The organism is Streptomyces sp. NPDC033136 (genome assembly GCF_055578235.1).
On the sequence record NZ_JBVIPD010000023.1, the window covers coordinates 53,997 to 79,947 of the forward strand.

Here is a 25,951-nt window from a genome sequence, read left to right on the forward strand (position 1 = left end):
CCGCCAGGGGGGAACCACCGTGCGTCCGCCAGTCACTCCGAGGGAGAGATCCACGCCAGAACCCACACCGGCTCGGGGCGGCGCGAACACCCCCGGCACCCACCCCGAGGCCTCCAGCCAGTCCTCCAGCCCTTCCTCCTCGGAGTCGTCGAGCCCCGCCCATGAGCCCGTGACGGACCTGTCCGACCTGCCCCCCGTCCTGCGGGGGCGCCGCGCGCTAGCCCGACCCGCCGTCCCGCTGCTGGCCGCGCTCGGGCTCTGGGCGTACGCCGTGCGGCACACCGACGTCTCGCGGCTCGACGACTACGGGCTGGTCACCGCGCTGCACCCGGCCTTCTGGGCCGGGCTCGTGGTGCTCACCGCCGGCTTCTGGTTCACGGTCCGCGATCCGCGCCGGGCGGGCGCCTGGGCGGCGGCGTACGTCCTCGCACTGCTGGTGATGGAGCGCGCCACCCAGGCCGTGCTCTACCCGACCCCGCTCTACGCCTGGGCGTGGAAGCACGACGCGGTCATCGACCATCTGCTGACGGCCGGGGGCCTGCAGGCGGCCGACCAGGTCGGCGACATGGCGGTGTACGACCAGTGGCCGGGCTTCTTCGCCGCCCAGGCCGCCCTGGTGCGGCTGCTGGGCGTGGAGTCCTCGACGATGTTCATGGCCTGGTGGCCCCTGGCCTCCAGCCTGATGCTGCTGCTCCCGCTGCTGCTGATCTACCGCACCTTCACCGAGGACCGGCGGCTGATCTGGACCGCGGTCTGGCTCTTCTACGTCGCCAACTGGGTCGGACAGGACTACTTCTCGCCCCAGTCCGTGGCGTACGCGCTGCACGTCGGCGTCCTCGCCGTGGTCCTGCGCCGCTTCGGCCGGTCCGCCGTGCGGCGCGGGCGGCCGCGGCAGGCCGTGTGGACGGTGGTGATCACCGTCATGATCACGGCGATCGTCATCTCCCACCAGCTCACCCCGGGCATGCTGGTCGTCTGCCTGCTCGCCCTGTGCCTGAGCCGGCGCTACCGCGACTGGGTCCCGGTGGCCACCACGGTCGTGATCTTCCTGGCCTGGTGCCTCACGGCCGCGCTGCCCTTCCTGTCCGAGGCGATGCCCGGCATGATCCGCTCCATCGGCGACGTCGGCGCCAACGTCGAGACCGGCTACGGCGCCACCCCGACCGGCACCGGGGCCATCGCGACCTCCTGGGCGGCCCGGCTGCTGTCCGGGTCCGTCCTGCTGCTCGCGGCGTACGGCGTGCTGCGCCAGCGGGTGCTGCGCCACCGGGCCCGGCCGCTGCTGCTGGTCGCGGCGGCCCCGCTGCCGATGGTCGCGGCGAGCAGCTACGGCAGCGAGATGATCTTCCGGGTGCTGCTCTTCACGCTGCCCGGGGCCGCCTTCTTCGCCGCCGCCGCGCTCCTGCCCAAGGTCCGCACGCTGGCCGCCGACGCCGCCGCGCGGGAGGCAGACTGCCCGCAGGCCGCCCCCGCCCCAGTCCTCCGAGGGGGGCTCGTCACCTGGGTGCCCCTGGGCGCACTCCTCGCCGGCACGCTGGCGTTCGTCCCGAGCTACTCCGGCAAGGACCGGATCAACTACTTCCCGCCGCAGGAAGTGGCCCTGGTACGGCAGCTGTTCGACCAGGCGCCCGACGGCTCCCTCATCGTGGCCGCCAACCGCAACTACCCGCTGGCGTACGAGTCCTACGGGAGCGTCGACCACTACTGGTTCCTCGACGACGCGCGCGGTCACGTCGACCGGATCGTCCGGAGACCGGCCGCCACCCTCGCCAGTGACATGGCCGGGGTGGAACTCCCGGCCCGGGCCTACTTCCTGCTCACGCAGGGGCAGGTGGCCAACTCCGAGATGAACGGGCAGCTCACCCGGGCGCAGCTGGACCGCGTCCAGAAGTCCGTCGCCGCGTCGCCGCGGTTCCGGCTCGTGGCTGAGAACAGTGCCGGACAGCTCTACGTACTGAACCAGCCGGGGGGAGCGGAGCGATGACACCGCAGGCACTCGTGGTCCGGATGCTGCCCCCGTTCGGCGGCTGGCTGGCGCTCGCCGCACTCGCCCTGCCCGGCGGATCGCCGCTGCGCGGCGCCGCGGTCGTGCTCTTCCTGGCGGCCGGCCCGGGCGCCGCCGCGGTCCGGGTCTGCGCCCCCGCCCTGGGGGCGCGGTCCGCCGAGGGCCCCGTCGAGCGCCGCGACCCGGACTTCGCCCGCCACTCCGACCTGCTGGAACGGCTGATGCTGGTGCTGTTCCTGAGCATCGGCGCGGTGATGCTCGTCGCGACCGTGCTGATCGCCACGCACACCTTCAGCGCGCAGCGCCTGCTGCTGACGCTGACCCTGCTGACCACACTCGCCGCGTTCTGTCCGCCGCTGCGCGCCTCCCCGCCGGCGGGGACGACGCCGAGGACACCGAAGGGTTCCGCTCAGTGAGGTTCAACCGCCCCGACCGTCCCTTCCGCCGTACGCCTGCCACGACCCGACAGCACCGCGGGAGGCCTCCCGGGCAGCAGCGGGCCGCCGGCCCGGTCGCATCGCGCCGGCGCCGGCTGCTGATCACGTCCGCCACGGTCGCCAGCGCGGTCCTGGTCGCCGGACTCGCCCTCCGGGACTCCTCCGGACCCGGCCCGGGAGCCACCGGTTCCCCGGCGGACTGCCGCCCCACGGAGCTCCTGGAACCGCCCTGCGGCGCCTGGTTCGGCGCGTTCGTGCCGCACGAGCGGGACGACCTGCCGGAGAAGGTGCGCGCCTACGAGAAGCGCGTGGGCCGCGCACTCGACATCGTGTACACGTACCACGACATGTCCCTGCCCGAGGGCACCCGCCGCGAGGGCCGGCTGCTCACCCCCGAGGAGCGGCGCGTCGGCGAGGACCACCTGCTGCTGCTGTCCTGGGAGAGCAAGTGGTGGGGCGGCACGAAGCAGCAGCAGCCGACCTGGCGGCAGATCGCGGCCGGCGAGCTGGACGAGAAGGTCATCGACGTCCAGGCCCGCCGCATCAAGGACTACGGCAAGAAGGTCTTCCTCTCCTTCGACCTGGAGATGGACACCCGCACCCCGGCCAACGGCACCCCGGCCGAGTTCGTGAAGGCGTACCGGCACATCCACGACCGGTTCCGGGAGCTGGGCGTCGACAACGTGGTGTGGACGTGGATCACCACCGGGTACCTCGACCACGCCGACGAGATCAGGAAGATGTATCCCGGCGACGAGTACGTCGACTGGATCGGCTACAACCAGTACAACTACTACCGCTGCCACGACGCGGACTGGCTGACCTTCGCGCAGACCCAGAACGCCACGCACGACTGGATCCGGAAGAACATCTCCGACGACAAGCCGCTGATGCTCTCGGAGTTCGGCACCGCCGCGGACCCGGCCCGCCCGCGGCGGCAGGCCGAGTGGTACGCGCAGGTGCCGGGGGTGCTGAAGGGCCTGGAGGGCGTCAAGGCCGCCCTCCAGTGGAACTACCGCGACCCCGGACCCCACTGCGACCTGGCCCTGGCCAACGACGCGGCCTGGGACAGCCTGCGCGAGGCGGCCGCCGACCCGTATCTCAACCAGCCGCTGAACTAGTGCCCCCTCAGCCCGCGAACTCGGGCCCGTGCACCACCGCACGGGCCCGCCGGTACCACCGCCAGGCGACCGTCCTCGGCCCGTCCCGGTACGGCGCCACCCGCGCCCCCGTCCCCGCCAGCCAGCCCTCGACGTCGGCGACGGTGTGGGTGCGCCGGACGATGAGCCGTGCGATGCGGTACCGCTCGTCGCGGCCGGAGCTGAGCGCATGGCGGACGGCGGTCGCCGTCTCGTAACCCGCCCGGGCCGACATGGCCCGCACCCGGGGGCTGTTGTAGCCGTGCGGATAGGCCAGATGCCGGACCTCGTGCCCGAGGGCGTCCTCCAGCACGGCCTTGGAGGTGCGCAGTTCGTACGCCAGGTCCTTCGCGGACAGCGTGTCGAGCTGGGCGTGGGTGACGGTGTGGCTGCCGATCTCCATGCCGGAACGTTCCAGCTCCGCCGCCCGGTCCAGGGGCATCATCGGGGCCGGCGGCAGCAGGCTGCGGCCGCCGGGGGCGATGGCGCCGGTGGTGAGGTAGGCGGTGGCGGGCAGCGACCGTTCGGCCAGCGCCTCGGCGGTGGGGCCGGGCAGGTCGGCGAAACCGTCGTCGAAGGTGAGCAGCACGGGCCGGGGCGGCAGGGCCGCCCGCCCGGCCAGGTGATCGGCGATCGCACCGATCGTGACGGGCGTACGGCCGCTGCGGACCACGGCATCGAGATGCGCGGCGAACTGCTGCGGCGTGACCGTGAACTCGGCGATCCAGCCGGGCGGATCGTCCATCACGCAGTGGTACAGGAAGACCGGTATGGCCGGGGTGCCGACGGCAGCCGGCGGGGCTATCGGCCCCTCACCGTCCCGCGCCCCGCGCTCCGCCCGGCGGCCTCTGCCGCCCCCCTGCCTCTCGCCCCGCTGCCGCGCCGATGTCCTCATTCCGCCCCCCGAATGGCCGCGCGCAGCGCCCGCCGCGCCCGCAGATAGCCGACAGGCCCGTACACCATCCCCCTGCGCTGCAGCCGCGACAGCCGCCGCGGCCAGGGATGCGTCCGCACGTCGTGATCACCCGGCGTCCCCCCGCCCTCCGTCTCGCGCACGGCCGTCAGCGTGCGGGCACGGGCCAGGCCCCGCGGCAGCCGCGCGAGGAACGCCGGCAGCAGCGCGGGCCGGTTCACCAGCACCGCGGTGAGATACGCGGTGAGCCCGGCGCCGTAGCCGTACGCCTGGGTCTCCAGGTCCCGCCAGGTCTCCCGGTGGTGATGCCACACCAGGGCGTACGGCGTGTAGCGCAGCCGGTGGCCCTGGGCCAGGACGCGGACGAAGCCGTACAGGTCGTCGCCGCCCCGGGCGGCCGTCCCGGCACCCGTGGCCGGGTCAAAGCCGCCGACCTCACGCAGCACCGCCGTACGGAACGCCATGCTGGCGCCGGAGCCGAACCGCCCCGCAGTGAACGGGAACAGCGGTTCGTCGCATGGCGGGTCCGCCGGGTCGTACGTCCTTGGAGTGAAGCCTTTGGCGAAACCGCCGTGGCTCTCCAGCAGCACCTGGGCCGGGGTGGTCAGCCGCGCGGGCAGGATCAGCCCGGTGCTGCAGCCGAGTCCGGCGTCGGTGGCGAACGGCGCGGTCAGCTCGGTCAGCCAGCGCGGATCGGCCACCACGTCGTCGTCGGTGAAGGCCACCACCTCGCCCCGCACGGCCTCCAGTCCCGCGTTGTGCGCGCTTGCGAGCCCCGGAACCGGCTCGCACACGTACCGCACCCGCTCGGCGTACTTCCGCTCGATCAGCTCCCGCGTCTCGTCCGTCACGGGCGCGTTGTCGACCACGACGAGGTCGAACCGCGGATGATCCTGCGCCAGCAGCGAGTCCAGCGCACGGGCCAGCTGCCCGGCACGCTCCCGGGTGGCGACGACGACACTCGTGAACGGCGGCTCCCCGGGACCGCCGGCCACCGCGGGTGCGCACTCCGCCCGCGCCCGCGCCGCCAGCACGGCCTTCGCGTCCACTCCCTCCGGCACTCGCCCGAGCAGTGTGCCCACCGGTCGGCCACCCCATCTGACCAGCACGAACACCTCGCCGGACGTCACCGGTGGACTCCCCGGACCCGGTCTGAGCTTCGCCTCCTCACCGTCGAGGTCCAGCTCGGCGACCTGCACCGCCCCGATGTCCAGGAACCGCCGTATCTCCTCCCGCGCACGCGCCGAACGAGCCATGCGCCCCTCCCCCCACTCGTGTCAGGTACGGCGCAGCCGAGCCGCGCCCTTCAGGGTCCGCGCGGCCAGCGACGCGAGCCGCGGCCGGCCGCGGACGAAACCGTGTGCGCGGCGCGCCGGCTCGCGACTGAGCCAGTGCAGCGCCGCGCCCGGCCCCGGGCGCGTCACCGCGCCCTCGTACACGGGCAGTTCACCCGTCTTCAATGCGTCCTTGTACTCGGCCGCGCCCCGCCCCAGGTCGAGCATGCCGATGCCCTGGGCGGCCGCCGCCTCGGCCATGCGCAGGTGCAGCACCAGACCCGGCGAGAACCTCGCGAACTGCGGGTCGTAGGCCGGGAACCAGCACGCCAGCACCGAGGCCGAGCGCAGTCCGAAGTGTGCGGCGATCGGCCGCTGACCGGCGTACAGCACCGACAGCGTGCCGCCGCACTCCGGTGCCCGGGTCCGGGCCAGTTGCCCGACGAGCCGGGTGATCCACTCCTGGGCGAACCGGTCCCGGCGGCCGGTCCTGCGGTACTGGGCGGACTTCCACGCCATGAGCGTGCGCAGCGCGGCCGCGTCGCGTTCGTCGAACACGAACCGCAGCTCGCCGACCTGCCGGCCCAGCCTGCGCTCCTTGGCCAGCGTGGTCTTGAGGAACTTCGGCGACCGGGCGCGCAGCACCGACTCGTACGTCTCGTAGCCCTTCTCCACGTCGATGACGAACGTGGCGTGCTCCTCGGCCGCGTGGCGGACGAACAGCCGCTGCTCCGCCTCCAGGTTGTCGAAGGCGAACACCGACACCGAGCAGGCCCGCAGCAGTTCGCCGGTGTCGAGGCTCAGGCCGGGGCGCACGATCGCGCCCTGCGCGTCCGAGACGCCGAGCCCGATCGCCCGGCCCTGGCCCAACGGGCCCCGCTCGTAGGGCAGGAAGCCGACCGGCTCCAGCCCTTCGTAGACCACCGCGACCCGGGCCCGCGGCCTCACCCGGCCGACGGCTTCGGTGAACTCCGGCTCCATGAAAGGGTTGCGCGGTGCCCGCGAGGCGGCGCGCAGCGCGCGCCAGCGCTCCCTTTCCGCTTCGCCGAGCTCCCCGGGCCCAGCCACACGTATGCGCCCACTGCTCAACCTGACCCCCCGATCAAGTCCCCCCTGGACACTGGGAAGGTACCGCCCGAGACGCCCCCACGGGTAGGTAGCGGACCATCTTGTTGCCAACTGGTGCAGAGGCCTTCAACCGGGCAATCGGCGTCCACCGCGCGATGAAACGAGAGGGCGCGTTGTCCGTATTCTCTGATCATGGCCGCACCCATCGCATATTCACTCATCGCCACCGACCTGGACGGGACGCTGCTGCGCGGCGACGACACCCTGTCCGACCGGTCCCTCGCCGCGCTCCGGCGGGTGGCGGACGCCGGTGCCCAGCACCTCGTGGTGACGGGCCGGCCGGCACCCAGAGTGCGGCCGCTGCTGGACGACCTCCGGTGCACGGGGCTCGCGGTGTGCGGGCAGGGCGCGCAGGTGTACGACGCCGGTGCGGACCGCCTGCTGTGGTCGATCACCCTGGACCGGGAGCTGGCCGAGACCGCCCTCGGCAAGATCGAGGCCGAGGTGGGGCAGGTGTATGCGGCAGTCGACCAGGACGGCGTCGACGGGCTCACGCTGATCGAGCCGGGCTATCTCATGCCGCACCCGACCCTGCCCGCGGTACGGGTCGACCGGCGCGACGAGCTGTGGGGCGCGCCGATCAGCAAGGTGCTGCTGCGCCACTCCTACCTGACGGACGACGAACTGGCGGCGACGGCCCGCTCGGTGGTCGGCTCCCTGGCGACGGTGACGATGTCGGGGCCCGGCACGGTCGAACTCCAGCCGTGCGGTGTCACCAAGGCGACGGGCCTGGCGCTGGCCGCCGAGCACCTGGGGCTGCGGCCTGCGGACACGATCGCCTTCGGTGACATGCCCAACGACATCCCGATGTTCGACTGGGCCGCGCACGGCGTGGCGATGGCCAACGCCCATCCCGAACTCAAGGCCGTGGCCGACGAGGTCACCTCGTCGAACGAGGACGACGGCATCGCCGTCGTCCTCGAGCGACTGCTGGGCGGGACGGCTCAGTACGGGCCGTTGACGTTGTCGATCGAGCCGTAGCGGTCGGCCGCGTAGTTGCAGGCCGCCGTGATGTTGGCGACCGGGTCGTACGGGTCGTAGGGGGTGCCGGACACGTGGTAGGCGGCGAAGGTCGGGTCGATGACCTGGAGCAGCCCCTTGGACGGGGTGCCCTTGGCGGCGTTCGAGTCCCAGTTGTTGATCGCCAGGGGGTTGCCGGACGACTCGCGCATGATGTTGCGGTGGATGCCCTCGTACGAGCCCGGGATCCCCTTCTGCGCCATGATGTCCAGCGCCTCGCGGATCCAGCCGTCCAGGTTGTTCGCGTAGGTCTTCGCGGAGACCTGGGTGGCCTGGGCGCCGCCGGCGGGCTTCGCGGCCGGCTTGGCGGGGGCGGAGGACTGGGTCGCCTTCTTCTTCACGGCGCCCGCCTTGGCCGTCTTCACCTTCAGCTTCAGACCCGGGTGGATCAGCTTCGGGTCGTCTCCGACAGCGGCGCGGTTGTCCTTGTAGAGCTGCTTCCAGCCGCCCGACACGTCGTACTTGCCGGCGATGCGGTAGAGCGTGTCGCCCTTGGTCACGGTGTACGTGAGGGACTTGAGGGCCTTGGCGGGCTGGGCCGCCTGCGGCACGGACTGGGCGGCGGTGCTCTGGGGTTCGGCGGCGCTCGCCTGCGTGGCGCCGAGGAGCGGAAGGGTCAGTGCCGCTCCGCCGGTGCCGGCGGCCACGACACGACGGGTGATCGGGTTGGTTCTGGGTCGACGGTGCTTACCTCGTCCGGGCATGGCGATGTTCCTCTCCGGCGCCTGCGAGGTGAGCTGTCGGGTTCGGGCCGGGAGGTGCCCGGCCGCGTACGGCGCTGTGCCGTGCGCGGCTTCACCCCGAGCCGTTCCGTCGTGCGGACCGGCGACTTACCTGGGTCCCCCGCTCCTGCCCTGCGTGAGTGAGTCGGTGTCTGTGGGGAGTCCGGGCGGTGGCAGGATTCGGCGTCCGCCGGACTGGGCCGGAACGTATGCGACAGCACATGTCGGGAACAAGCAGTGGAGTCACATATGGCGCTAGTCGACCTTGGTCGGGGGTAATGGGCCACTTGATCCTTTGCGTAAGCCAACGCTCAACTCGCCTGAACGGGACGGACGTACGGGCGCATGCCGGGTGGGACGGTGGAAGCGTGGGCGTGATTCAACTCACTGATCACACGCGCGTGGCGCAATGTCCGCCAAAGGGGATTCGCTTCCTCACCGGGGCAAATAGTGCATAGTTCGCTACCTCTGGGTAAGTCGATAAATATCCCCTCTTATGGGCTGATCGAAAACATAACGGTCGTGATCGGATACCACCCGCCCTGTAACCATGGGCGCTGGCGGTGATCGAAACGTGACCGGATACGCTGACTCGAGTGAGGGCAGCGACCTATCGACAATCCGCGTAAGCACCGGCAGACACCAGCAGACAGGAGACCCCTCGTGACCGACGTCGGGCCGTTCGGGCTGAGCGTGCGGGACCAGGCTCTGGAAGCCGATGTCCAGGCCGGACTGGCGGCTGTCGAGGAAGGCTTGCTCGAGGCCACCAAGAGTGAGGTGCCCTTCATCACGGAGGCCGCCCAGCACCTGGTGCGGGCCGGCGGCAAGCGGTTCCGGCCGCTGCTCGTGATGCTCTCCGCCCAGTTCGGCGACCGGCACGCACCCGGGATCGTGCCCTCGGCCGTCGTCGTGGAGCTGACCCACCTCGCCACGCTGTACCACGACGACGTGATGGACGAGGCCGCCGTGCGCCGGGGCGTCGCGAGCGCGAATACCCGTTGGGGCAACTCCGTCGCGGTCCTCACCGGCGACTTCCTCTTCGCCCGCGCCTCGCACATCCTGGCCGATCTCGGCCCCGAGGCCGTGCGGGTGCAGGCCGAGGCCTTCGAGCGGCTCGTGACCGGGCAGATCCTGGAGACGGCCGGGCCGCAGGACGGCCGCGACCCCGTCGAGCACTACTTGGACGTGCTGGGCGGCAAGACCGGCTCACTGGTCGCGGTGTCGTGCCGCTTCGGCGCGATGATGTCCGGCGCCGACGACACGGTCGTGGACGTGCTGACCCAGTACGGCGAGCGGCTCGGCGTCGCCTTCCAGCTCGCGGACGACGTCCTGGACATCGCCTCCGACTCCCACGAGTCCGGCAAGACCCCCGGCACCGACCTGCGCGAGGGCATTCCCACGCTGCCGGTGCTCCGGCTGCGCGAGCGCGCCGCCCGGCTCGGGCTCGCGGACGACGTCGCCCTGTGCGAGCTGCTGGACTCCGACCTCACCGACGACGCCCGGCACGCCGAGGCCCTGCGTCTGCTGCGGGCCCACCCGGCGCTGGAGCAGGCCCGGCGGGACACCGTCCGCTACGCCCAGGACGCCGGCTCGGCGCTGGCGCCCCTGCCGGAATGTGCCGCGAAGGCAGCGCTGGTGGAACTGAGCGACGCGGTGGTGCACCGGGCCGGCTAGGGCCTCCTGCCCGCCCGACCCCTACGGGTCGGAGGAGAAGCCGCCCTTCCGTGTCATACCCCAGCAGTACGCGGAGTTGAGTCCGGGGTCTGACGTATCTCCCTGGCCGATTTGGTCAGATGGAAACCAGGGAAAACACCACCCCTCACCTGTTCGGGTGAGAATGGCGGCTCTGGGACGAGTGCGTGGACGACACGGACAGCCGCCGCCGACCATGGAGGTAGGGCACACATGGCACCGTACGCATCCGACGACAGCACGACCGGCGGGGAGGTCGACGAGCAGCGCTCCGGGCGGCGCAAAGCCGCGCGATACGTCGTCCCGGTCACGGTGATGGGGGTGGCGGCCGCGACGATCGGGCTGGTCCCCGCACTCGCCGACTCCGGTGACCCCGACCTCCCGAAGATCACCGCCCAGCAACTCATCGAGAAGGTCGCCCAGTCCGACGTCGAGCAGCTGTCCGGCACGGTGAAGATCAGCACCGACCTGGGCCTGCCCAACCTCGGCGGCCTGGAGTCCGCCCTGATGTCCGGTGCCGCGGGCCAGGGCGAGGGCGGCTCCTCCGCCGACCCGAAGGCCAGACTCACCGAACTGGCCTCCGGCACCCACACCTTGCGCGTCGCCGCCGACGGCCCGGACCGGCAGAAGCTGTCGCTGCTGGAGAACGCGGCCGAGTACAGCATCGTCCACAACGGCAAGGACGTCTGGGGCTACGACAGCAAGTCCAACGAGGTCTACCACGGCACCGTCTCGGAGAGCCCGGAGCACCACAAGGGCCACCACAAGGACCACCACAAGGGGCAGCAGCCGCCGGCCACGCCGAAGGACTTCGCCGAGGAGGCCCTCAAGGCCGTCGACGGCACGACCTCCGTGACCGTGGACGGTACCGCCCAGGTCGCCGGCCGCGACGCCTACAAGCTGCTCATCAAGCCGAAGCAGTCCGGCTCGACGGTCGGCGCGGTCACCGTGGCCGTCGACGCGGAGACCGGCATGCCGCTCAAGTTCACCCTGACCCCGGCGAGCGGCGGCGCGGCCGTCGTCGACGCGGGCTTCACCAAGGTGAGCTTCGCCAAGCCGGCCGCCTCGACCTTCGACTTCACCCCGCCCAAGGGGGCGAAGGTCACCGAGGAGAAGGCCTCCCACGAGGCCCCCGGAATGGCCCCCGGCAAGGCAACCGACAAGGCCTTCGGCAAGGGCGAGGCACCCGGGCACGCCCCGAAGGGCGAGGAGGAGCCCGGCAAGGGCCCCGACGGCATGAAGACCATCGGCGAGGGCTGGAACGCCATAGCCACCTTCGACACCGGCGGCGAGGGTGTGCCCTCCGGCAAGGCCGGCGGCGACCTCGGCGGCTTCATGGACTCGCTCGGTGACAAGGTCACCGGCAAGTTCGGCTCGGGCACGGTCTTCTCGACCCGCCTGATCAACGCCCTCGTCACGGACGACGGCAAGGTCTACGTGGGCGCGGTCACCAAGGACGCGCTCGTGAAGGCGGCCGACGCCGGGAACTGACGTGCTCCCTGGCCCGAGGGCCAGGGATTCCGGTCCGGTTCGGCTGGCCCTTCCGGCGGCACGCCGCCCTCTGGTCGCCGATGCATACGTACGGTGCCGCCCGAAGGGCGTCCGGGTCTGTCCTCACACAGACCCGGACGCCCTTCGTCATGGTCGCGACCCGTGCACATCGGACTCGTTCATCTCTGGTCCGTCTCTAGTCCCGCTCGTACGGGTACCGGGCCGGCGGGGCCTCCCGCGCGAAGAAGGTCTTCGCGCGGGTCAGTGCCCCGGTGTCGTTCAGCACGTCACCGGGCTTGCTGCCGTTGCCGAGCAGCACCCCGCCGAAGCGCATCCCCAGGTACGCGGCGGAGTTGTTGAGCGTCCCGATCAGCGGGTCGGCGACGACGTCCTCCGGGTGCGCGAGGGCGGTGACGCCCCACAGTGTGCGCCCGGCCAGGGTCGCCTGGAAGTCGAGGCCCGGGGTGCGCAGCCAGCCCGACCAGTGGTCCAGGTAGCGCTTGGTGTGCGCGGAGACCGAGTACCAGTACAGGGGCGAGACGATCACGATGTCGGTCGCCGCGAGCGTGGCGTCGAGCAACAGGGCCGCGTTGCCCTCGGTCGGGCGGACGTGGTCACTGTCGTGCCGCAGGTCCTCGAAGTCCGGCACGGGATGCGCGGTGAGGTCGATCCACCGCTGTTCGGCGTCCGCCGGCAGTTGCTCGGCGGCCCGGCGGGCCAGCAGCTCGGAGTTGCCCTCGGCGCGGGCACTGCCCAGGACGAAAAGGAAACGGCGGGTCATGGCTTCCCCCTGAAAGTCGGCGCACGTCAATTACGCGCGCTTGCATCATATGCGCGCGCAAGTATATCCGCCAGGGTGTTCCCTCAGCACCCGAGGCGCGCCTCCGCCTCGCGCGCCACGGCCAGCAGCAACGCCTCCCTCCCGTGCGGCGCCACCAGGTGCAGCCCGGCCGGGCAGCCGTCGCCGCCGAAGCCCGCGGTCAGGCTCAGCGCCGGATGCCCGCTGAGGTTGAACGCCCAGGTGAGCGAGGTGGAGTAGCGGTCGCCCGGGCCCTCGTGGCCGTGTGGCGCGGTGGGCGCCGTGGGGGTGAGCAGCAACGCGGCATCGGCGAACAGTTCGGCTAGCCGCCGGTCGTTCTCCGCCCGGACCCGGTGCGCCCCGGCCAGGCCGGCCCCGGGTGCCGAACCGGCTCCTGCCCGGCCGCCACCGTTCGCGCGCAGCGCGACCCAGGCGGGCTCGGGGTCCACGAGCCGCAACGGCACCCGGGGCCGTACGAGCCGTACGGCCCCCGCCGCCACAAGCCGCTCCACCGCCGCCCGGGCCAGTGCGACGGGCTCCGGGTCGGGCCCGGCGAAACCGAGGTCGGGGGACCAGACGGCGGTGACGGGGAGGGGTGTTGCGGCCGGTACCGGTTCCTCGGAGACCACGCGCCACCACAGGGCCGCGTCGGACGCCGAGCGGGCGAGCACGCCGGGGACGGCAAGACCCGTACGGTCGCCGGAGGGAAGCCGTCCGCCCGTGGTCTTCAGCCCGGCCACCCCGCACCAGGCCGCCGGGATCCGCACCGACCCGGCCCCGTCACTGCCCGTGGCCAACGGCACGAGACCGGCCGCCACCGCCACCGCCGCCCCGGCCGAGGAGCCGCCCGGCGTACGGTCGGCCCGCCACGGGTTGACGGTCCGCCCCCGGGCCCCGAGCCCCCAGGTCTGCCAGGGCGTTCCGGGACCGGGCACGGAGGTCGCCCCCACGGCGACACAGCCGGCCGCGAGCAACGGACCCGCGGCGCGCAGCCCGTGCCGCCCCTTCACCGCGATCGGCACACCGGCCAGCGGCAGCGACCCGTCCCCGGCGCGCCGGTCGAGCAGCGCGTCCACCTCCGCCGCCCGCCGCACCGCCTCCTCACCCCACACCTCGAGGAACGCGCACAGCTCCGGGTCGGCCTCCTCGATGCGCTCCAGCGCCGCCGCGGTCACGTCGGCCGCGCGCAGTTCCCGGGACCGGACGCCCGCCGCGATCTCCCCGGCCGACAGGGGCCCGGCCGGCGGGCGCCCGGCTGTCAGCGTGCCGCTCCTGTCAGCCGGGCCAGGGGCGTCGTCTCGCGGGGCGGACGGCCCAGTTCGCCGAGCCGCCAGGACGGCACCCACGGCACGCGGTACACGTCGATGACCGACTCCAGGGACCTGACCCGCTGGGCGAGGGGGCGGGGCAGCCGGCCCGGGGCGTCCGCCACGAGGACGACGGCGTCGAGGTCGAGTCCGGGCGGAGCCTGGCCGCGCCGGAAGATGTCCACCGCGCCGGCGACCGCGTCCAGTCCGGCCGCGTGTGTCCGCGCGACCAGCAGCACCGACGACGGCTCGCCCGGCCCGGGCCAGGCGCGGCCGCTGTCATGACCGCCGTAGACGGCGGCGAGGGTGGAGACGCCCGCGCCGCCGTGGGTACCGACCCAGGAGAAGCGCCGTGCCGCGGCATGGTCGTGCGCGGGCTCCGGCGGACCCGGCTCGCGGGTCACCGGGCCGCGGAGCCAGATCTCCGGTCCCTGTCGGATGCCTGTCTGCATGCCCCTCTCCTCCCTCGTGCTCCCGGTCTTCATGCCCTGCGGAACCACCCGTTCCGGGGAAGGCGGTCCTTGGGACGAGCCTGTGACACCGCGGTGACGTGAGAAACGGCGGCGAGCGGACACACTCGACAGTAGGTGCACGACGCCGAGCGACGCCGAGTGAGGGGACGATGGCTCGACTCAGCCGCGAGAAGAAGCGGGAACAGCAACAGGCCGCGGGTGCGGCGAACCCGGCGGCGCCGATCGACGTCCATGTCCCCGCGGCCAGGACGGACCCCGGATCAGGAACGGGCCCAGGATCAGGAACGGGCCCGGGGTCAGGCCCAGGCAGCCCGTCCGACGGCGCCTCGGTGGGCGGGGTCCCGGTCTTCGCGGCTCCCGGCGAGGAGATCCAGCAGGCCGTCCTGAACCGCCTCCACCACATCGCCCTCGCCACCGGCCACCCCGTTTTCGCCACGATCAAGGACGAGCGCATCGGCTACGTCGTCCCGCTCCAGGTCGACCCGGACGGCTCCAGCCGCTTCACGGCCGAGCCGGTGCGGACGGCACCGGCGGAGCAGGAGATCCCGCGCGGCGACAGCGCCACCCACGTCCTGCGCCCCGGGTCCGAGCCGGAGCGTGGCACCGCCCCGACGTTCCCGCTGCGGGCGGTACCCGGGGCGCAGCCGGCCGACGAGCCCGTACCGACGTTCGAACTGCGAGCCGTACCGGAAGACGCCGTCCCGGGTACGGCCACGCCGCCCGGCACCGTCGCGCCCTCGACCGGGGCCTTCGGCCCGCCCCCTCCCATGGACGCCAGGCCGCTTCCCGTCCCGGAGGCCGGCCCCCGTCGGCATGCCGAACCGGTCCCCGAGGCCGCCCTGCTCGCTGCGGACCCCGACCCCAAGCCCACCCCGCCGCGCGGCTTCGACGCCGTCGCGGAGGCCGTGCTCGGCGACGAAGGCGCACCGGGCGACCCGGCCGTCCCCGCGTTCCTCGCGGAGCCGGCCGCACGGATCAACGAGGCGGTGCGGGAGGGCCGGATCGACGCGGCGGCCGGGCTGGCGGACCAGACCGTCGCGGCGGCGTCGGACACGCTTGGGCCGGAGCACCCCGAGGTGCTCCGGCTGCGCGAACTGAGCGCGTACATCGCCTACTTGGCGGGCGAACCGCTCCGCGCCCTCCAGTTGTCGCTCGACCTGGCGCGCGCCCGCCGCCGGGCCGGCGACGCGGAGGCCGCCTACGGCAACGTACGGAGCGCGGCCACCGCCTGGCGCGCGGTGCGGGACCCGGCGCTGGGACTGGAGCTGGGGGGCGACCTGATCGGCCTGTGGACCGAGCTCGCCGCCGAGGGCGGTCCGGCAGCCGAGGAGATCGAGGAACTGGAGTCGGCCCGCGCCCGCATGGGGCGTCTCACCGAACGCGCCCGCAACCGGTAGCCGGTGGCCGGCAGCCGTGGGTGCTACCGGAATTCATTCAACGCGACAGCTCCCACACCGCGTACGCGAGGGCGTCGCTGTTGCGGTTCAGGGCCGTGTCGTTGATGTTGGCGGTGGTGTCGCAGGAGGAGTGGTAGCAGCGGTCGAAGGACTGCCCCGCCGTACCGCCCCACTTGGCCGCCTGCGCCGCCGTCTTCGTCCGGCCGGCCCCGGTGAACAGGCCGCCCACCGCGACGCCCGCGCTCTTGAAGGGCGCGTGGTCGGAGCGGCCGTCGCCCTCGGTCTCGATCTCGGTCGGGACGCCGATGCCGCCGAAGTAGTCCTTGAAGGTCTTCTCGATCGCCGGGTCGTCGTCGTAGACGAAGTAACCGGGGTTGGGGGAGCCGATCATGTCGAAGTTCAGATAGGCGCTGATCCTCGAACGGTCGCCGGTGGTCAGCCGGTTGACGTAGGTGCGGGAGCCGACCAGGCCGAGCTCCTCCGCGCCCCACCAGGCGAACCGCAGGTGTCTGGCGGGCTTGTACTGTGCCCGGGACACGGCGAGCGCGGTCTCCAGGACGGCGGCCGAGCCGGAGCCGTTGTCGTTGATGCCGGGCCCGGAGGAGACGCTGTCGAGGTGCGAGCCGGCCATCACGACCTGGTTCGCGTCACCGCCGGGCCAGTCGGCGATCAGGTTGTAGCCGGTGCGGCCGGAGGCGGTGAACTGCTGGACGGTGGTGGTGAATCCGGCCGCGTCCAGCTTGGCCTTCAGGTGGTCGAGCGAGGCCTTGTAACCGGCCCGGCCGTGCGCGCGGTTGCCGCCGTTGGCGGTGGCTATGGCCTGCAGCTGGGACAGGTGGGCCTTGACGTTCGCCAGGGGTATGTCCGGCGCGGCGGCCGCTCCGGGGGGAGCGGAGGACGCGGCGTCGGCCACGGCACCACCGGTCAGGAGCATGGCTGTGGCCATGCCGCCTGCGGCGAGGGCGCGCGCGGAAACGGAGAGCTTCATGTGGGGGCTCCGGATTCCGGCGGGTGGCCCGTGGAGGTGTCCACAGGCAGCCCGCAGTGAAGGGGGTGCCTGGATGGTGAAGCTGGTGCTGACTCTCCGTCAAGACTCTGATCCGGCCAGGGCGTTGCGGGCGCCGCCCGGGGTCACTGCACGCAGAACTCGTTCCCCTCCGGGTCCGCCATCACGGCCCATTCGCCGCCCTGCTCCTTCACCCGCCGCAGCACGCCCGCCCCGAGCTCCTCCAGTCGCGCGACCTCCTCCTCGCGCCGGCCCTCGCCCGGGTGCAGATCGAGGTGGAGCCGGTTCTTGACCGTCTTCGCCTCCGGCACCCGCTGGAACAGCAGCCGCCGCCCCAGCCCGGTCCCGCTCTCCTCCTCGACGGGGTCCTCGGGGTGCCGTACGGCGACCAGGTCCCGGAAGGCACGGCGGCCGTGGAACTCGACCGTGGCCGCTTCCGGCAGGGCGCCGAAGCCGAGCAGCTTCTCGATGAGGGCGCTGTTGTCCTCGACCTCGTACCCGAGGGCGGCTGCCCAGAAGTCGGCCTGCGCGTGCGGGTCGTTGGCGTCGATGACGACCTTCCAGTGCACGGGAGCGGCTGATGCCGGTGTCTGCGTCATGTAACCACTTATACTGGTTAGGTGAGTGGACGCGCAGGAGAATCGCCGGAACGGACGCCCGGCCTGACGCTGGTCTCGTCCGGGGGGAAGCCCTACCGCTTCGACCCGGGAGCCCTGTGCCTGGAGCTGACGACGACCGGCGGGCCCGGCGCCTTCACCCGCTGGGAGGTGCTGCACGAGCCCGCAGACCTGGTCGCCTGGGCCGGGCGCAGCCGGCTGCCGGACGGACTGGACCTCACCGTCTCCGCCGGGGAACTGGAGCGCGCCCGCACCCTGCGCGACGCCGTACTCCTGCTCGCCGCCGACCGCGCACGCGGCCGCCCGCTCGACGCCGCCCACCTGGACGTCGTCAACGCCGCCGCGGCCGGACCCCCGCTCGTCGCCCGCATCGCCCCGGACGGCACCCGCGCCTGGGCCCCGGGCGCCACGGGCGCGCACCTGCTCTCCACCGTCGCCCGCGACGCGATCGACCTGTTCACCGGCCCTCACGCCCACCGCGTGCGCGAGTGCGGCGCCCACAACTGCTACCTGCTCTTCGTCGACACCTCCCGCCCGGGCCGCCGCCGCTGGTGCGCGATGGAGCACTGCGGCAACCGCGAGAAGGTCCGGGCGCACCGGGTCCGCCGGGCCCCCGGCACCACTCGGTGAAGCGCGGCCGCCGGTCCTCCAGCAGTCCTGGTCACAGGAGGGACCGACCCTCGCTTGCGTAACCGCCTCTTACCAGAGGAGTGTTGACTCATGGGCACGCGTGCCTGGGCGCTGCTGCTCGTCCTGTGCGGAACGATCTTCCTCGAAGGCATCGACGTCGCGATGATGGCGGTGGCGATCCCGGCCGTCCGCGCCGACCTCGGCCTGACCACCGGTACCGCGGCCTGGGTGCTGAGCGCCTACGTCCTCGGCTACGCCGGGTTCACCCTGCTGGGCGGCCGGGCCGCCGACCTGCTGGGCCGGCGGCGGATGTTCCTGCTCTGGCTGACCGTCTTCCTCGGCTTCTCGGGACTCGGCGGCTTGGCGACGGAGGGCTGGATGCTGGTCGTCGCCCGGTTCGTCACGGGCGTCGCCGCCGCGTTCATGACCCCGGCCGCGCTCTCGCTGATCACCACGTCGTACGAGGAGGGCCCGAAGCGCAACAAGGCCCTGCTGGTCTTCGCCGGAACGGGCGCGGCCGGCTTCTCCCTCGGCCTGGTCATCGGCGGTCTGCTCACGGAGATCGGCTGGCGCTGGGTGTTCTTCGCACCCGTGCTGATGGCCGCCGCCCTGCTGGTCGCGGCCGCACGCCTGATCCCCCGCAGGGACGCCCCGCCGGCCCGTCGGCGCACCTTCGACCTGCCCGGCGCGATCACCGCCGCCGGCGCCATGCTGCTGGCCGCCTACACCGTCGTACGCCTGGAGCACGGGCTCCACCAGTGGCCGCTCACCCTGGCCGCGGGCCTCGCGGCACTGCTCCTGGCCGGTGCCTTCGTCGCGGTCGAACGCCGCTGCCCCGACCCGCTCGTCCGCCTCGCCCTCCTGCGCCGGGGGCCGGTCGTGCGCGCCGACCTGGGGGCGCTGCTCTTCCTCGGCGCCTTCTTCGGCTTCCAGTTCGTCGTCACGCTCTACCTGCAGGAACTGCGCGGCTGGTCGTCCTCCGAGACCGCCGTCGCCCTGCTCGTCATGGGCATCGACGCCGTCCTCGCCCCCACACTCACCCCGAGACTGGTCGCCCGCTTCGGCAACGCCCGCGTGATCGTCGGCGGCTTCGCCCTGGCCGTGGCCGCCTACGCGCTGTTCCTGCCGGTCGGCATGGACTGGTCCTACGTCGCGATGTTCCCGACGCTGTTCCTGGCGGGCCTCGCCTTCGCCCTGGCCTACGGTCCGCTGACCATCGCGGCGACGGACGGGGTCGCCGAGCCGGAGCAGGGCCTGGCCGGCGGGCTGCTGACCACGGCGACGCAGTTCGGCGCCGCGATCGGCATCTCCGCGGTGACCGCGGTCTACGGCCTGGCCTCCACCGGGTCCGGCCCCGAGGCCACGCTGTCGGCGTTCCGTGCGGCGCTGACCGTGCCGGTCGTGCTGGTGGTGCTGGGCGCGCTGCTCTCCCTGGTGAGCGCGCGGGAGGTCCGCCGCGCGGTGCGCAGCGCGTCCCAGGTGAGCAGTGTCAGCGCCAGCCACACCAGCGCGAAGCCGGCCCAGCGCTCCGGCGGCATCTCCTCGTGGAAGTAGAGGATGCCGAGCAGGAACTGGAAGACCGGCGTCAGGTACTGCAGCAGACCGATGGTGGACAGGGGGACACGGATGGCAGCCGCGCCGAAGCAGACGAGCGGCAGCGCGGTGACGATCCCGGCCGAGGCGAGCAGCGCCGCGTGCCCCGCGCCCTCGGCGGCGAAGGTGGAGCCGCCCTGCGCGGTCAGCCACGCCAGGTAGCCGAGGGCGGGCAGGAACTGGATCGCGGTCTCGGCGGCCAGCGACTCCACACCGCCGAGGTTCACCTTCTTCTTCACCAGCCCGTAGGTGGCGAAGGAGAAGGCGAGCGCCAGGGAGATCCACGGCGGCCGGCCGTAGCCGATCGTCAGGACCAGGACCGCGGCGCAGCCGGTCCCGACCGCCGCCCACTGCACCGGGCGCAGCCGCTCCTTCAGCAGCAGCACGCCGATCGCGATGGTGACCAGCGGGTTGATGAAGTACCCGAGCGAGGCCTCGACCACGTGCCCGGAGTTCACGGACCAGATGTAGAGGCCCCAGTTGACGGTGATGACCGCCGCGGCGACCGTGATGAGCGCCAGCTTGCGCGGCTGCCGCAGGAGTTCACCGGCCCAGGCCCAGCGGCGCAGCACGAGCAGGGCGGCGCCCACGAAGACCAGCGACCACACCATCCGGTGGGCCAGGATCTCCACCGCGCCGGCCGGCTTCAGCAGGGGCCAGAACAGGGGGACCAGCCCCCACATCCCGTAGGCCGCGAAGCCGTTCAGCAGTCCTATGTGCCGCTCACCCCTCGGCTTGCCGGTCACCGGCCCCTCCTTCGCGCCTTGCATGTGTCCGCGAGCACGACGGTAACGCCGGACGCCCCCGGCTGTCATGCCCGTATCGGCATACGGTCATGACAGCCGGGGGCTGTGGCGGCGGGGGGAGAGTCAGTCCTTGAGCGCGGTGGCGATGGCGTCGGCGAACGGCGTCGTCGGGCGGCCGGTCAGGCGGGACAGGTCGCCGGTGGAGACGACCAGCTCGCCCTTCTCGATGGCGGCGTCCACGCCAGCGAGGATCTGGGCGAACGGCTCGGGCAGGCCCGCGCCGGTCAGGATGCCGACCAGGGCCTCGGGGGAGACGGTGTTGTAGGTGATCTCCTTGCCGGTCTGCCGGCTCAGCTCGGCCGCGTACTCGGCGAAGCTCCAGGCGGTGTCGCCGCCCAGCTCGTACGTCGCGTTCTCGTGCCCCTCGCCGGTCAGCACGGCGACGGCGGCGGCGGCGTAGTCGGCGCGGGAGGCGGAGGAGACCCTGCCCTCACCGGCGGCGGCGACGACCGCGTCGTGCTCCAGCACCGGGGCGAGGTTCTCGGTGTAGTTCTCGTGGTACCAGCCGTTGCGCAGCAGGGCGTAGGGCACACCGGAGTCCAGCAGGATCTCCTCGGTGCCGCGGTGGTCGTCGGCGAGCGCGGCGGTCAGGCTGCCCGGGGCGCTGGTGTAGGCGAGCAGGGCGACACCGGCCGCCTTGGCGGCGTCGATGACGGCCTTGTGCTGCCGCACCCGGCCCTTGTCGAACTCGTTGCCCGAGATCAGCAGCACCTTGTCGCCGGCGGAGAACAGGCCGTCGAAGGACGCGGGGACGTTGTAGTCGGCGAGTGCGATCTTCACACCGCGGTCCGCGAAGTCGGCGGCCTTCTCCGCGTTGCGCACGACCGCGGTGATCTGCTCGGCGGGAACCTTCTCCAGCAGCTGCTCCACGACGTGACGGCCGAGGTGTCCGGTGGCTCCGGTGACGACGATGCTCATGGTGGGGACTCTCCTTGTGGGGTGCGATGACACTAACCCTAAAGGCGGCGCTAACTCTTGGAAAGTACCCACTTTGAAGTAAGGTACTGGCATGGCGGTAAGTGAAAAGGAAGCCCTCTGCCCGCACCGGCTGGTCCTGGAGCACGTGACCAGCCGCTGGGGCGTCCTCGTGCTGATCGAGCTCCTGGGCCGACCCCACCGGTTCAGCGAGCTGCGCCGGGCGATCGGCGGATCCGGAGGCCGGGGAGTCAGCGAGAAGATGCTCACGCAGACGCTCCAGACCCTGGAGCGGGACGGGCTCGTCCACCGGGACGCCAAGCCGGTCATCCCGCCCCGCGTCGACTACTCCCTCACCGGCCTGGGCCGCGAGGCCGCCGAGCAGGTCCGCGCCCTGGCGCAGTGGACGCACCGGCGCATGGACGACGTGGAGCGGGCCCGCCGGGCGTACGACGAGGCCCGGGCCGCCTCGTAGACAGGCGGTCCCGGGCCTCGGGGGATGCCGAGATGTCTCTCGCTGCTCAGCCGGCGACCGTCGCTCAGCCGACGACCGTCCAGGTGTCGCCGCCCGTCAGCAGTGCGGCCAGGTCGCCCTTGCCGTGCTGCTCGATCGCGTGGTCGAGCTGGTCGCTCATCTGGGTGTCGTAGACCGGGCGGCCGACCGACCGGAAGACGCCGATCGGCGTGTGGTGGAGGGTGTCGGGGTCGGCGAGCCGGGACAGCGCGAACGCCGTGGTCGGGGACGCCGAGTGCGCGTCGTGGACGAGCACCTGGTCCTCGTTGTCCGGCGTCACCGCGACCACCCTCAGGTCACCGGTCAGCTGGTCCCGCACGACGCCCTTCGACAGGTCGCCGCCGAACCGGATCGGCTTGCCGTGCTCAAGGCGGATCACGGCCTCCTCGGCCTGCTGCTTGTCCTTCAGGGCGTCGAAGGCGCCGTCGTTGAAGATGTTGCAGTTCTGGTAGATCTCGACCAGGGCGGTGCCCTGGTGGGCGGAGGCCTGGCGCAGGACCTCGGTGAGGTGCTTGCGGTCGGAGTCGACGGTGCGGGCGACGAAGGACGCCTCGGCGCCGATGGCCAGCGACACCGGGTTGAAGGGGGCGTCGAGGGAGCCCATCGGCGTCGACTTGGTGATCTTCCCGACCTCGGAGGTCGGCGAGTACTGGCCCTTGGTCAGGCCGTAGATCCGGTTGTTGAACAGCAGGATCTTGAGGTTGACGTTGCGGCGCAGGGCGTGGATGAGGTGGTTGCCGCCGATGGACAGCGCGTCGCCGTCACCGGTGACGACCCACACGGACAGGTCGCGGCGGGAGGTGGCCAGGCCGGTGGCGATGGCGGGGGCGCGGCCGTGGATGGAGTGCATCCCGTAGGTGTTCATGTAGTACGGGAAGCGGGAGGAGCAGCCGATACCGGAGACGAAGACGATGTTCTCCTTCGCCAGTCCCAGCTCGGGCATGAAGCCCTGCACCGCGGCGAGGATGGCGTAGTCACCGCAGCCGGGGCACCAGCGCACTTCCTGATCCGACTTGAAGTCCTTCATCGACTGCCTGCCCTCGGCCTTGGGGACGAGGGAGAGCGCCTCGATGGTGCCCGTGCCGTGCGTGGACGTCTCAGCCATCGATGGCCTCCTTCAGAGCCGCGGCGAGCTGCTCCGCCTTGAACGGCATGCCGTTGACCTGGTTGTACGAGTGGGCGTCGACCAGGTATTTCGCCCGGATGAGCGTGGCGAGCTGCCCGAGGTTCATCTCGGGGATCACCACCTTGTCGTAACGCTCCAGCACGGAGCCCAGATTCCGCGGGAAGGGGTTGAGGTGGCGCAGATGCGCCTGCGCGACGGATTCCCCGGCTCTGCGCAGCCGCCGCACCGCCGCCGTGATCGGCCCGTACGTCGATCCCCAGCCCAGGACGAGGGTCCTGGCGCCGTCCGGGTCGTCCACCTCGAGGTCCGGGACGTCGATGCCGTCCACCTTCGCCTGCCGGGTGCGGACCATGAAGTCGTGGTTGGCCGGGGCGTAGGAGATGTTGCCCGAGCCGTCCTCCTTCTCGATGCCGCCGATGCGGTGCTCCAGGCCCGGCGTGCCCGGGATCGCCCAGGGGCGGGCCAGCGTCTGCGGGTCGCGCTTGTACGGCCAGAACACCTCGGTGCCGTCGTCCAGCGTGTGGTTCGGGCCCTGCGCGAACCGCACCCGCAGGTCCGGCAACTCCTCCAGGTCCGGGATGCGCCACGGCTCGGAGCCGTTGGCCAGGTAGCCGTCGGACAGCAGGAACACCGGCGTGCGGTAGGTCAGCGCGATCCGCGCCGCCTCCAGCGCCGCGTCGAAGCAGTCGGCCGGCGTGCGCGGGGCGACCACCGGGACCGGCGCCTCGCCGTTGCGCCCGAACATCGCCTGCAGCAGGTCCGCCTGCTCGGTCTTGGTCGGCAGGCCCGTCGACGGGCCGCCGCGCTGGATGTCCACGATCAGCAGCGGCAGCTCCAGCGAGACCGCCAGCCCGATGGTCTCGGACTTCAGCGCCACACCCGGCCCGGAGGTGGTCGTGACCGCCAGCGAACCGCCGAACGCCGCGCCCAGCGCCGCCCCGATCCCGGCGATCTCGTCCTCCGCCTGGAACGTGCGCACCCCGAAATTCTTGTGCCGGCTCAGCTCGTGCAGGATGTCCGACGCCGGCGTGATCGGATACGACCCCAGATACAGCGGTAGATCCGCCTGCCGGGACGCGGCGACCAGCCCGTAGGACAGCGCGAGGTTGCCGGAGATGTTGCGGTACACCCCCGGCGGGAACGCCGTGGCCGCCGGGGCCACCTCGTAGGAGACCGCGAAGTCCTCCGTCGTCTCCCCGAAGTTCCAGCCCGCCCGGAACGCCGCGATGTTCGCTGCCGCGATGTCCGGCTTTTTGGCGAACTTCGCCTTCAGGAACTTCTCCGTGCCCTCCGTGGGCCGGTGATACATCCAGCTCAGCAGGCCCAGCGCGAACATGTTCTTGCTGCGCTCGGCCTCCTTACGGGTGAGGTCGAACTCCTTCAGCGCCTCCACCGTCAGCGTGGTCAGCGGCACCGGGTGCAGGTGGTAGCCGTCCAGGGAGCCGTCCTCCAGCGGACTGCTCGCGTAGCCGACCTTCTGCATCGCCCGCTTGGTGAACTCGTCCGTGTTGACGATCACCTCCGCGCCGCGCGGCAGGTCGCCGATGTTGGCCTTCAGCGCGGCCGGGTTCATCGCCACCAGCACGTTCGGCGCGTCACCGGGGGTCAGGATGTCGTGATCGGCGAAGTGCAGTTGGAACGACGACACACCCGGCAGGGTCCCGGCGGGCGCCCGGATCTCGGCCGGGAAGTTCGGCAGCGTCGACAGGTCGTTGCCGAACGACGCGGTCTCCGAGGTGAAACGGTCACCGGTGAGCTGCATACCGTCACCCGAGTCCCCCGCGAACCTGATGATCACCCGGTCCAGGCGCCGGACGTCCTTCGCGCCCGCCGCTTTGCGCTGCTCTCCTACGACTGCTCCGTCGGCCTGCTCCGCTGGGCTACTGACCTGGCTGGTCACTGAACTGGACCTCCTTCGAGGCGGCTGTCCGGGAAGGGCCTTCCCGCAGGCCTTCCCAGGATCAACCCTACGACCGCAAGGGTCGCCTTCTTTGGGTCATTCGCATGTTGGACACGACTTTGAGACGATCTTGCGCCCTGACATGTCCGGACTTCCATACACGATTCCGTCGCCGAGGATGCCGGCCGCACACCCTCGGCTCGAACAGGGCTCGAGGTCAGTGACGAGTCAGTGACCGAGTCCGTATCCGAGGTCAGGGATGGTCAGGGATTGAGGTCATGGAGCGAGGTCATGGAGCGATCAGGAAGGGAGGCCGGACACCGAGGTCAGGAATTGAGGTACGTCAGCACCGCCAGCACCCTGCGGTGATCGCCCACGCTCGGGGACAGCCCCAGCTTGAGGAAGATGTTGCTGACGTGCTTCTCGACCGCTCCGTCGCTGACCACGAGCTGCCGGGCGATCGCCGAGTTCGTCCGCCCCTCGGCCATCAGCCCCAGCACCTCCCGCTCCCGCGGCGTGAGTCCCGCCAGCACGTCCTGCTTGCGGCTGCGGCCCAGCAGCTGCGCCACCACCTCCGGGTCCAGGGCCGTACCGCCCTCGGCCACCCGCACCACCGCGTCCACGAACTCCCGCACCTCGGCCACCCGGTCCTTCAGCAGATAGCCGACACCCCGGCTGGACCCCGCGAGCAGCTCCGTGGCGTAGCGCTCCTCCACGTACTGCGACAGCACCAGCACACCCAGCCGGGGATGTGCCTTGCGCAGCTGTACCGCGGCCCGGACGCCCTCGTCGGTGTGCGTCGGCGGCATCCGCACATCCGCCACGACCACGTCGGGCAGTTCGCCCTGCGCGTCCAGCTCCGTGATGGTCTTGATCAGCGCCTCGCCGTCACCCACCCCGGCGACGACCTCGTGCCCGCGGTCGGTCAGCAACCGGGTCAGGCCCTCCCTGAGCAGCACTGAATCCTCGGCGATGACCACGCGCACCCTATCCTCCACGATGTTCGGCCCCCCCAAGCCCGACGTCGCCCGTCCGCGGCCCACAACG

Annotated in this window: 23 protein-coding genes, 1 pseudogene and 1 riboswitch; of the genes and pseudogenes, 10 read left to right on the plus strand and 14 right to left on the minus strand. The window is 72.1% G+C overall.

Annotated features, from left to right (window positions below):
- Positions 1-169: 169 nt before the first annotated feature.
- From ACZ5TL_RS31765 to ACZ5TL_RS31775, 3 genes are read left to right on the plus strand one after another with little or no spacing between them, the layout of a single operon-like run.
- Positions 170-1,984, plus strand: coding sequence for a glycosyltransferase (locus ACZ5TL_RS31765; RefSeq protein ID WP_468594155.1), 1,815 nt, complete (start codon positions 170-172; stop codon positions 1,982-1,984).
- Complete coding sequence (locus tag ACZ5TL_RS31770; RefSeq protein ID WP_468594156.1) at positions 1,981-2,421, plus strand: hypothetical protein; 441 nt, start codon at positions 1,981-1,983, stop codon at positions 2,419-2,421. Before ACZ5TL_RS31765 ends, ACZ5TL_RS31770 begins: the two co-directional genes overlap by 4 nt.
- Positions 2,418-3,563: a glycosyl hydrolase gene (locus ACZ5TL_RS31775; RefSeq protein ID WP_468594157.1), complete on the plus strand. Its 1,146-nt coding sequence runs from the start codon at positions 2,418-2,420 to the stop codon at positions 3,561-3,563. Before ACZ5TL_RS31770 ends, ACZ5TL_RS31775 begins: the two co-directional genes overlap by 4 nt.
- Before the next feature lie 7 nt (positions 3,564-3,570).
- Here the strand turns inward: ACZ5TL_RS31775 and ACZ5TL_RS31780 are convergent, their stop codons facing one another.
- The 3 genes from ACZ5TL_RS31780 to ACZ5TL_RS31790 form a co-directional block, all read right to left on the minus strand.
- Complete coding sequence (locus ACZ5TL_RS31780) at positions 3,571-4,326, minus strand: polysaccharide deacetylase family protein (RefSeq protein WP_468594158.1); 756 nt, start codon at positions 4,324-4,326, stop codon at positions 3,571-3,573.
- A gap of 146 nt (positions 4,327-4,472) precedes the next feature.
- Entirely contained in the window at positions 4,473-5,750 is a 1,278-nt protein-coding gene (locus ACZ5TL_RS31785) for a glycosyltransferase family 2 protein (RefSeq protein WP_468594159.1), read from the minus strand.
- A gap of 21 nt (positions 5,751-5,771) precedes the next feature.
- Complete coding sequence (locus ACZ5TL_RS31790; RefSeq protein ID WP_468594250.1) at positions 5,772-6,842, minus strand: GNAT family N-acetyltransferase; 1,071 nt, start codon at positions 6,840-6,842, stop codon at positions 5,772-5,774.
- Positions 6,843-7,028: 186 nt separating this feature from the next.
- Between ACZ5TL_RS31790 and ACZ5TL_RS31795 the strand changes: the two genes are divergently transcribed.
- Complete coding sequence (locus ACZ5TL_RS31795) at positions 7,029-7,877, plus strand: HAD family hydrolase (protein ID WP_468594160.1); 849 nt, start codon at positions 7,029-7,031, stop codon at positions 7,875-7,877.
- On the opposite strand, the gene ACZ5TL_RS31800 is transcribed toward ACZ5TL_RS31795, so the two are convergent.
- Positions 7,841-8,620, minus strand: coding sequence for a transglycosylase SLT domain-containing protein (locus tag ACZ5TL_RS31800; protein ID WP_468594161.1), 780 nt, complete (start codon positions 8,618-8,620; stop codon positions 7,841-7,843). The two genes, ACZ5TL_RS31795 and ACZ5TL_RS31800, sit on opposite strands and share 37 nt — an antisense overlap.
- 3 nt (positions 8,621-8,623) lie before the next feature.
- A riboswitch (cyclic di-AMP (ydaO/yuaA leader) is annotated at positions 8,624-8,799 on the minus strand.
- A gap of 502 nt (positions 8,800-9,301) precedes the next feature.
- On the opposite strand from ACZ5TL_RS31800, the gene ACZ5TL_RS31805 reads away from it, so the two are divergent.
- Both ACZ5TL_RS31805 and ACZ5TL_RS31810 read left to right on the plus strand, forming a co-directional pair.
- Positions 9,302-10,312, plus strand: a complete 1,011-nt coding sequence (locus ACZ5TL_RS31805; protein WP_468594162.1) for a polyprenyl synthetase family protein — start codon at positions 9,302-9,304, stop codon at positions 10,310-10,312.
- Positions 10,313-10,543: 231 nt separating this feature from the next.
- The gene (locus ACZ5TL_RS31810; RefSeq protein ID WP_468594163.1) at positions 10,544-11,821 is read left to right on the plus strand and encodes a LolA family protein; all 1,278 of its coding nucleotides are present in this window, start codon (positions 10,544-10,546) and stop codon (positions 11,819-11,821) included.
- A 196-nt stretch (positions 11,822-12,017) separates the two neighbouring features.
- On the opposite strand, the gene ACZ5TL_RS31815 is transcribed toward ACZ5TL_RS31810, so the two are convergent.
- The 3 genes from ACZ5TL_RS31815 to ACZ5TL_RS31825 all read right to left on the minus strand — a co-directional run bounded on the left by ACZ5TL_RS31815 (position 12,018) and on the right by ACZ5TL_RS31825 (position 14,379).
- Positions 12,018-12,602 (minus strand): flavodoxin family protein, encoded by a 585-nt coding sequence (locus ACZ5TL_RS31815; protein ID WP_468594164.1) that lies wholly within the window; start codon positions 12,600-12,602, stop codon positions 12,018-12,020.
- Positions 12,603-12,685: 83 nt separating this feature from the next.
- Entirely contained in the window at positions 12,686-13,795 is a 1,110-nt protein-coding gene (locus ACZ5TL_RS31820; protein ID WP_468594165.1) for an amidase family protein, read from the minus strand.
- Positions 13,796-13,878: 83 nt separating this feature from the next.
- The gene (locus tag ACZ5TL_RS31825; protein WP_468594166.1) at positions 13,879-14,379 is read right to left on the minus strand and encodes a DUF6668 family protein; all 501 of its coding nucleotides are present in this window, start codon (positions 14,377-14,379) and stop codon (positions 13,879-13,881) included.
- Between the two features lie 170 nt (positions 14,380-14,549).
- On the opposite strand from ACZ5TL_RS31825, the gene ACZ5TL_RS31830 reads away from it, so the two are divergent.
- Complete coding sequence (locus ACZ5TL_RS31830) at positions 14,550-15,797, plus strand: tetratricopeptide repeat protein (protein ID WP_468594167.1); 1,248 nt, start codon at positions 14,550-14,552, stop codon at positions 15,795-15,797.
- A gap of 37 nt (positions 15,798-15,834) precedes the next feature.
- Here the strand turns inward: ACZ5TL_RS31830 and ACZ5TL_RS31835 are convergent, their stop codons facing one another.
- Positions 15,835-16,785 carry a M28 family metallopeptidase gene (locus tag ACZ5TL_RS31835; RefSeq protein ID WP_468594169.1) on the minus strand — a complete coding sequence of 317 codons (951 nt, stop codon included), beginning with the start codon at positions 16,783-16,785 and terminating at the stop codon, positions 15,835-15,837.
- 143 nt (positions 16,786-16,928) lie between these two features.
- Positions 16,929-17,402, minus strand: a complete 474-nt coding sequence (locus tag ACZ5TL_RS31840) for a VOC family protein (RefSeq protein ID WP_468594170.1) — start codon at positions 17,400-17,402, stop codon at positions 16,929-16,931.
- A 69-nt stretch (positions 17,403-17,471) separates the two neighbouring features.
- On the opposite strand from ACZ5TL_RS31840, the gene ACZ5TL_RS31845 reads away from it, so the two are divergent.
- Positions 17,472-18,050 carry a CGNR zinc finger domain-containing protein gene (locus tag ACZ5TL_RS31845; protein WP_468594252.1) on the plus strand — a complete coding sequence of 193 codons (579 nt, stop codon included), beginning with the start codon at positions 17,472-17,474 and terminating at the stop codon, positions 18,048-18,050.
- 90 nt (positions 18,051-18,140) lie between these two features.
- Positions 18,141-19,604 carry an MFS transporter gene (locus ACZ5TL_RS31850; protein WP_468594171.1) on the plus strand — a complete coding sequence of 488 codons (1,464 nt, stop codon included), beginning with the start codon at positions 18,141-18,143 and terminating at the stop codon, positions 19,602-19,604.
- Here ACZ5TL_RS31850 and rarD read toward each other — a convergent pair.
- A pseudogene (gene rarD / locus ACZ5TL_RS31855) lies at positions 19,589-20,458 on the minus strand (EamA family transporter RarD); the annotation flags it as partial. The gene ACZ5TL_RS31850 and the pseudogene rarD overlap by 16 nt on opposite strands.
- Positions 20,459-20,512: 54 nt before the next feature.
- The gene (locus ACZ5TL_RS31860; protein ID WP_468594173.1) at positions 20,513-21,367 is read right to left on the minus strand and encodes an SDR family oxidoreductase; all 855 of its coding nucleotides are present in this window, start codon (positions 21,365-21,367) and stop codon (positions 20,513-20,515) included.
- Positions 21,368-21,458: 91 nt separating this feature from the next.
- Here ACZ5TL_RS31860 and ACZ5TL_RS31865 point away from each other — a divergent pair, with 91 nt between their 5' ends.
- Positions 21,459-21,839 carry a winged helix-turn-helix transcriptional regulator gene (locus tag ACZ5TL_RS31865; RefSeq protein ID WP_468594175.1) on the plus strand — a complete coding sequence of 127 codons (381 nt, stop codon included), beginning with the start codon at positions 21,459-21,461 and terminating at the stop codon, positions 21,837-21,839.
- Between the two features lie 64 nt (positions 21,840-21,903).
- Here the strand turns inward: ACZ5TL_RS31865 and ACZ5TL_RS31870 are convergent, their stop codons facing one another.
- The 3 genes from ACZ5TL_RS31870 to ACZ5TL_RS31880 all read right to left on the minus strand — a co-directional run bounded on the left by ACZ5TL_RS31870 (position 21,904) and on the right by ACZ5TL_RS31880 (position 25,890).
- Positions 21,904-22,983, minus strand: a complete 1,080-nt coding sequence (locus tag ACZ5TL_RS31870; protein ID WP_468594177.1) for a 2-oxoacid:ferredoxin oxidoreductase subunit beta — start codon at positions 22,981-22,983, stop codon at positions 21,904-21,906.
- Positions 22,976-24,904: a 2-oxoacid:acceptor oxidoreductase subunit alpha gene (locus ACZ5TL_RS31875; RefSeq protein WP_468594179.1), complete on the minus strand. Its 1,929-nt coding sequence runs from the start codon at positions 24,902-24,904 to the stop codon at positions 22,976-22,978. The genes ACZ5TL_RS31870 and ACZ5TL_RS31875 overlap by 8 nt, the downstream gene beginning before the upstream one ends.
- 326 nt (positions 24,905-25,230) lie before the next feature.
- Positions 25,231-25,890 carry a LuxR C-terminal-related transcriptional regulator gene (locus ACZ5TL_RS31880; RefSeq protein ID WP_468594181.1) on the minus strand — a complete coding sequence of 220 codons (660 nt, stop codon included), beginning with the start codon at positions 25,888-25,890 and terminating at the stop codon, positions 25,231-25,233.
- Positions 25,891-25,951: the final 61 nt, after the last annotated feature.

Excerpts from the sequence above, each read along its gene's own strand:
- ACZ5TL_RS31770 (WP_468594156.1), top strand. The coding sequence starts at position 1,981 with ATGACACCGCAGGCACTCGTGGTCCGGATGCTGCCCCCGTTCGGCGGC.
- ACZ5TL_RS31780 (WP_468594158.1), bottom strand. The coding sequence starts at position 4,326 with ATGGACGATCCGCCCGGCTGGATCGCCGAGTTCACGGTCACGCCGCAG.
- ACZ5TL_RS31785 (WP_468594159.1), bottom strand. The coding sequence starts at position 5,750 with ATGGCTCGTTCGGCGCGTGCGCGGGAGGAGATACGGCGGTTCCTGGAC.
- ACZ5TL_RS31795 (WP_468594160.1), top strand. The coding sequence starts at position 7,029 with ATGGCCGCACCCATCGCATATTCACTCATCGCCACCGACCTGGACGGG.
- ACZ5TL_RS31800 (WP_468594161.1), bottom strand. The coding sequence starts at position 8,620 with ATGCCCGGACGAGGTAAGCACCGTCGACCCAGAACCAACCCGATCACC.
- ACZ5TL_RS31810 (WP_468594163.1), top strand. The coding sequence starts at position 10,544 with ATGGCACCGTACGCATCCGACGACAGCACGACCGGCGGGGAGGTCGAC.
- ACZ5TL_RS31815 (WP_468594164.1), bottom strand. The coding sequence starts at position 12,602 with ATGACCCGCCGTTTCCTTTTCGTCCTGGGCAGTGCCCGCGCCGAGGGC.
- ACZ5TL_RS31825 (WP_468594166.1), bottom strand. The coding sequence starts at position 14,379 with ATGCAGACAGGCATCCGACAGGGACCGGAGATCTGGCTCCGCGGCCCG.
- ACZ5TL_RS31830 (WP_468594167.1), top strand. The coding sequence starts at position 14,550 with ATGGCTCGACTCAGCCGCGAGAAGAAGCGGGAACAGCAACAGGCCGCG.
- ACZ5TL_RS31835 (WP_468594169.1), bottom strand. The coding sequence starts at position 16,785 with ATGAAGCTCTCCGTTTCCGCGCGCGCCCTCGCCGCAGGCGGCATGGCC.
- ACZ5TL_RS31840 (WP_468594170.1), bottom strand. The coding sequence starts at position 17,402 with ATGACGCAGACACCGGCATCAGCCGCTCCCGTGCACTGGAAGGTCGTC.
- ACZ5TL_RS31850 (WP_468594171.1), top strand. The coding sequence starts at position 18,141 with ATGGGCACGCGTGCCTGGGCGCTGCTGCTCGTCCTGTGCGGAACGATC.
- ACZ5TL_RS31860 (WP_468594173.1), bottom strand. The coding sequence starts at position 21,367 with ATGAGCATCGTCGTCACCGGAGCCACCGGACACCTCGGCCGTCACGTC.
- ACZ5TL_RS31865 (WP_468594175.1), top strand. The coding sequence starts at position 21,459 with ATGGCGGTAAGTGAAAAGGAAGCCCTCTGCCCGCACCGGCTGGTCCTG.
- ACZ5TL_RS31870 (WP_468594177.1), bottom strand. The coding sequence starts at position 22,983 with ATGGCTGAGACGTCCACGCACGGCACGGGCACCATCGAGGCGCTCTCC.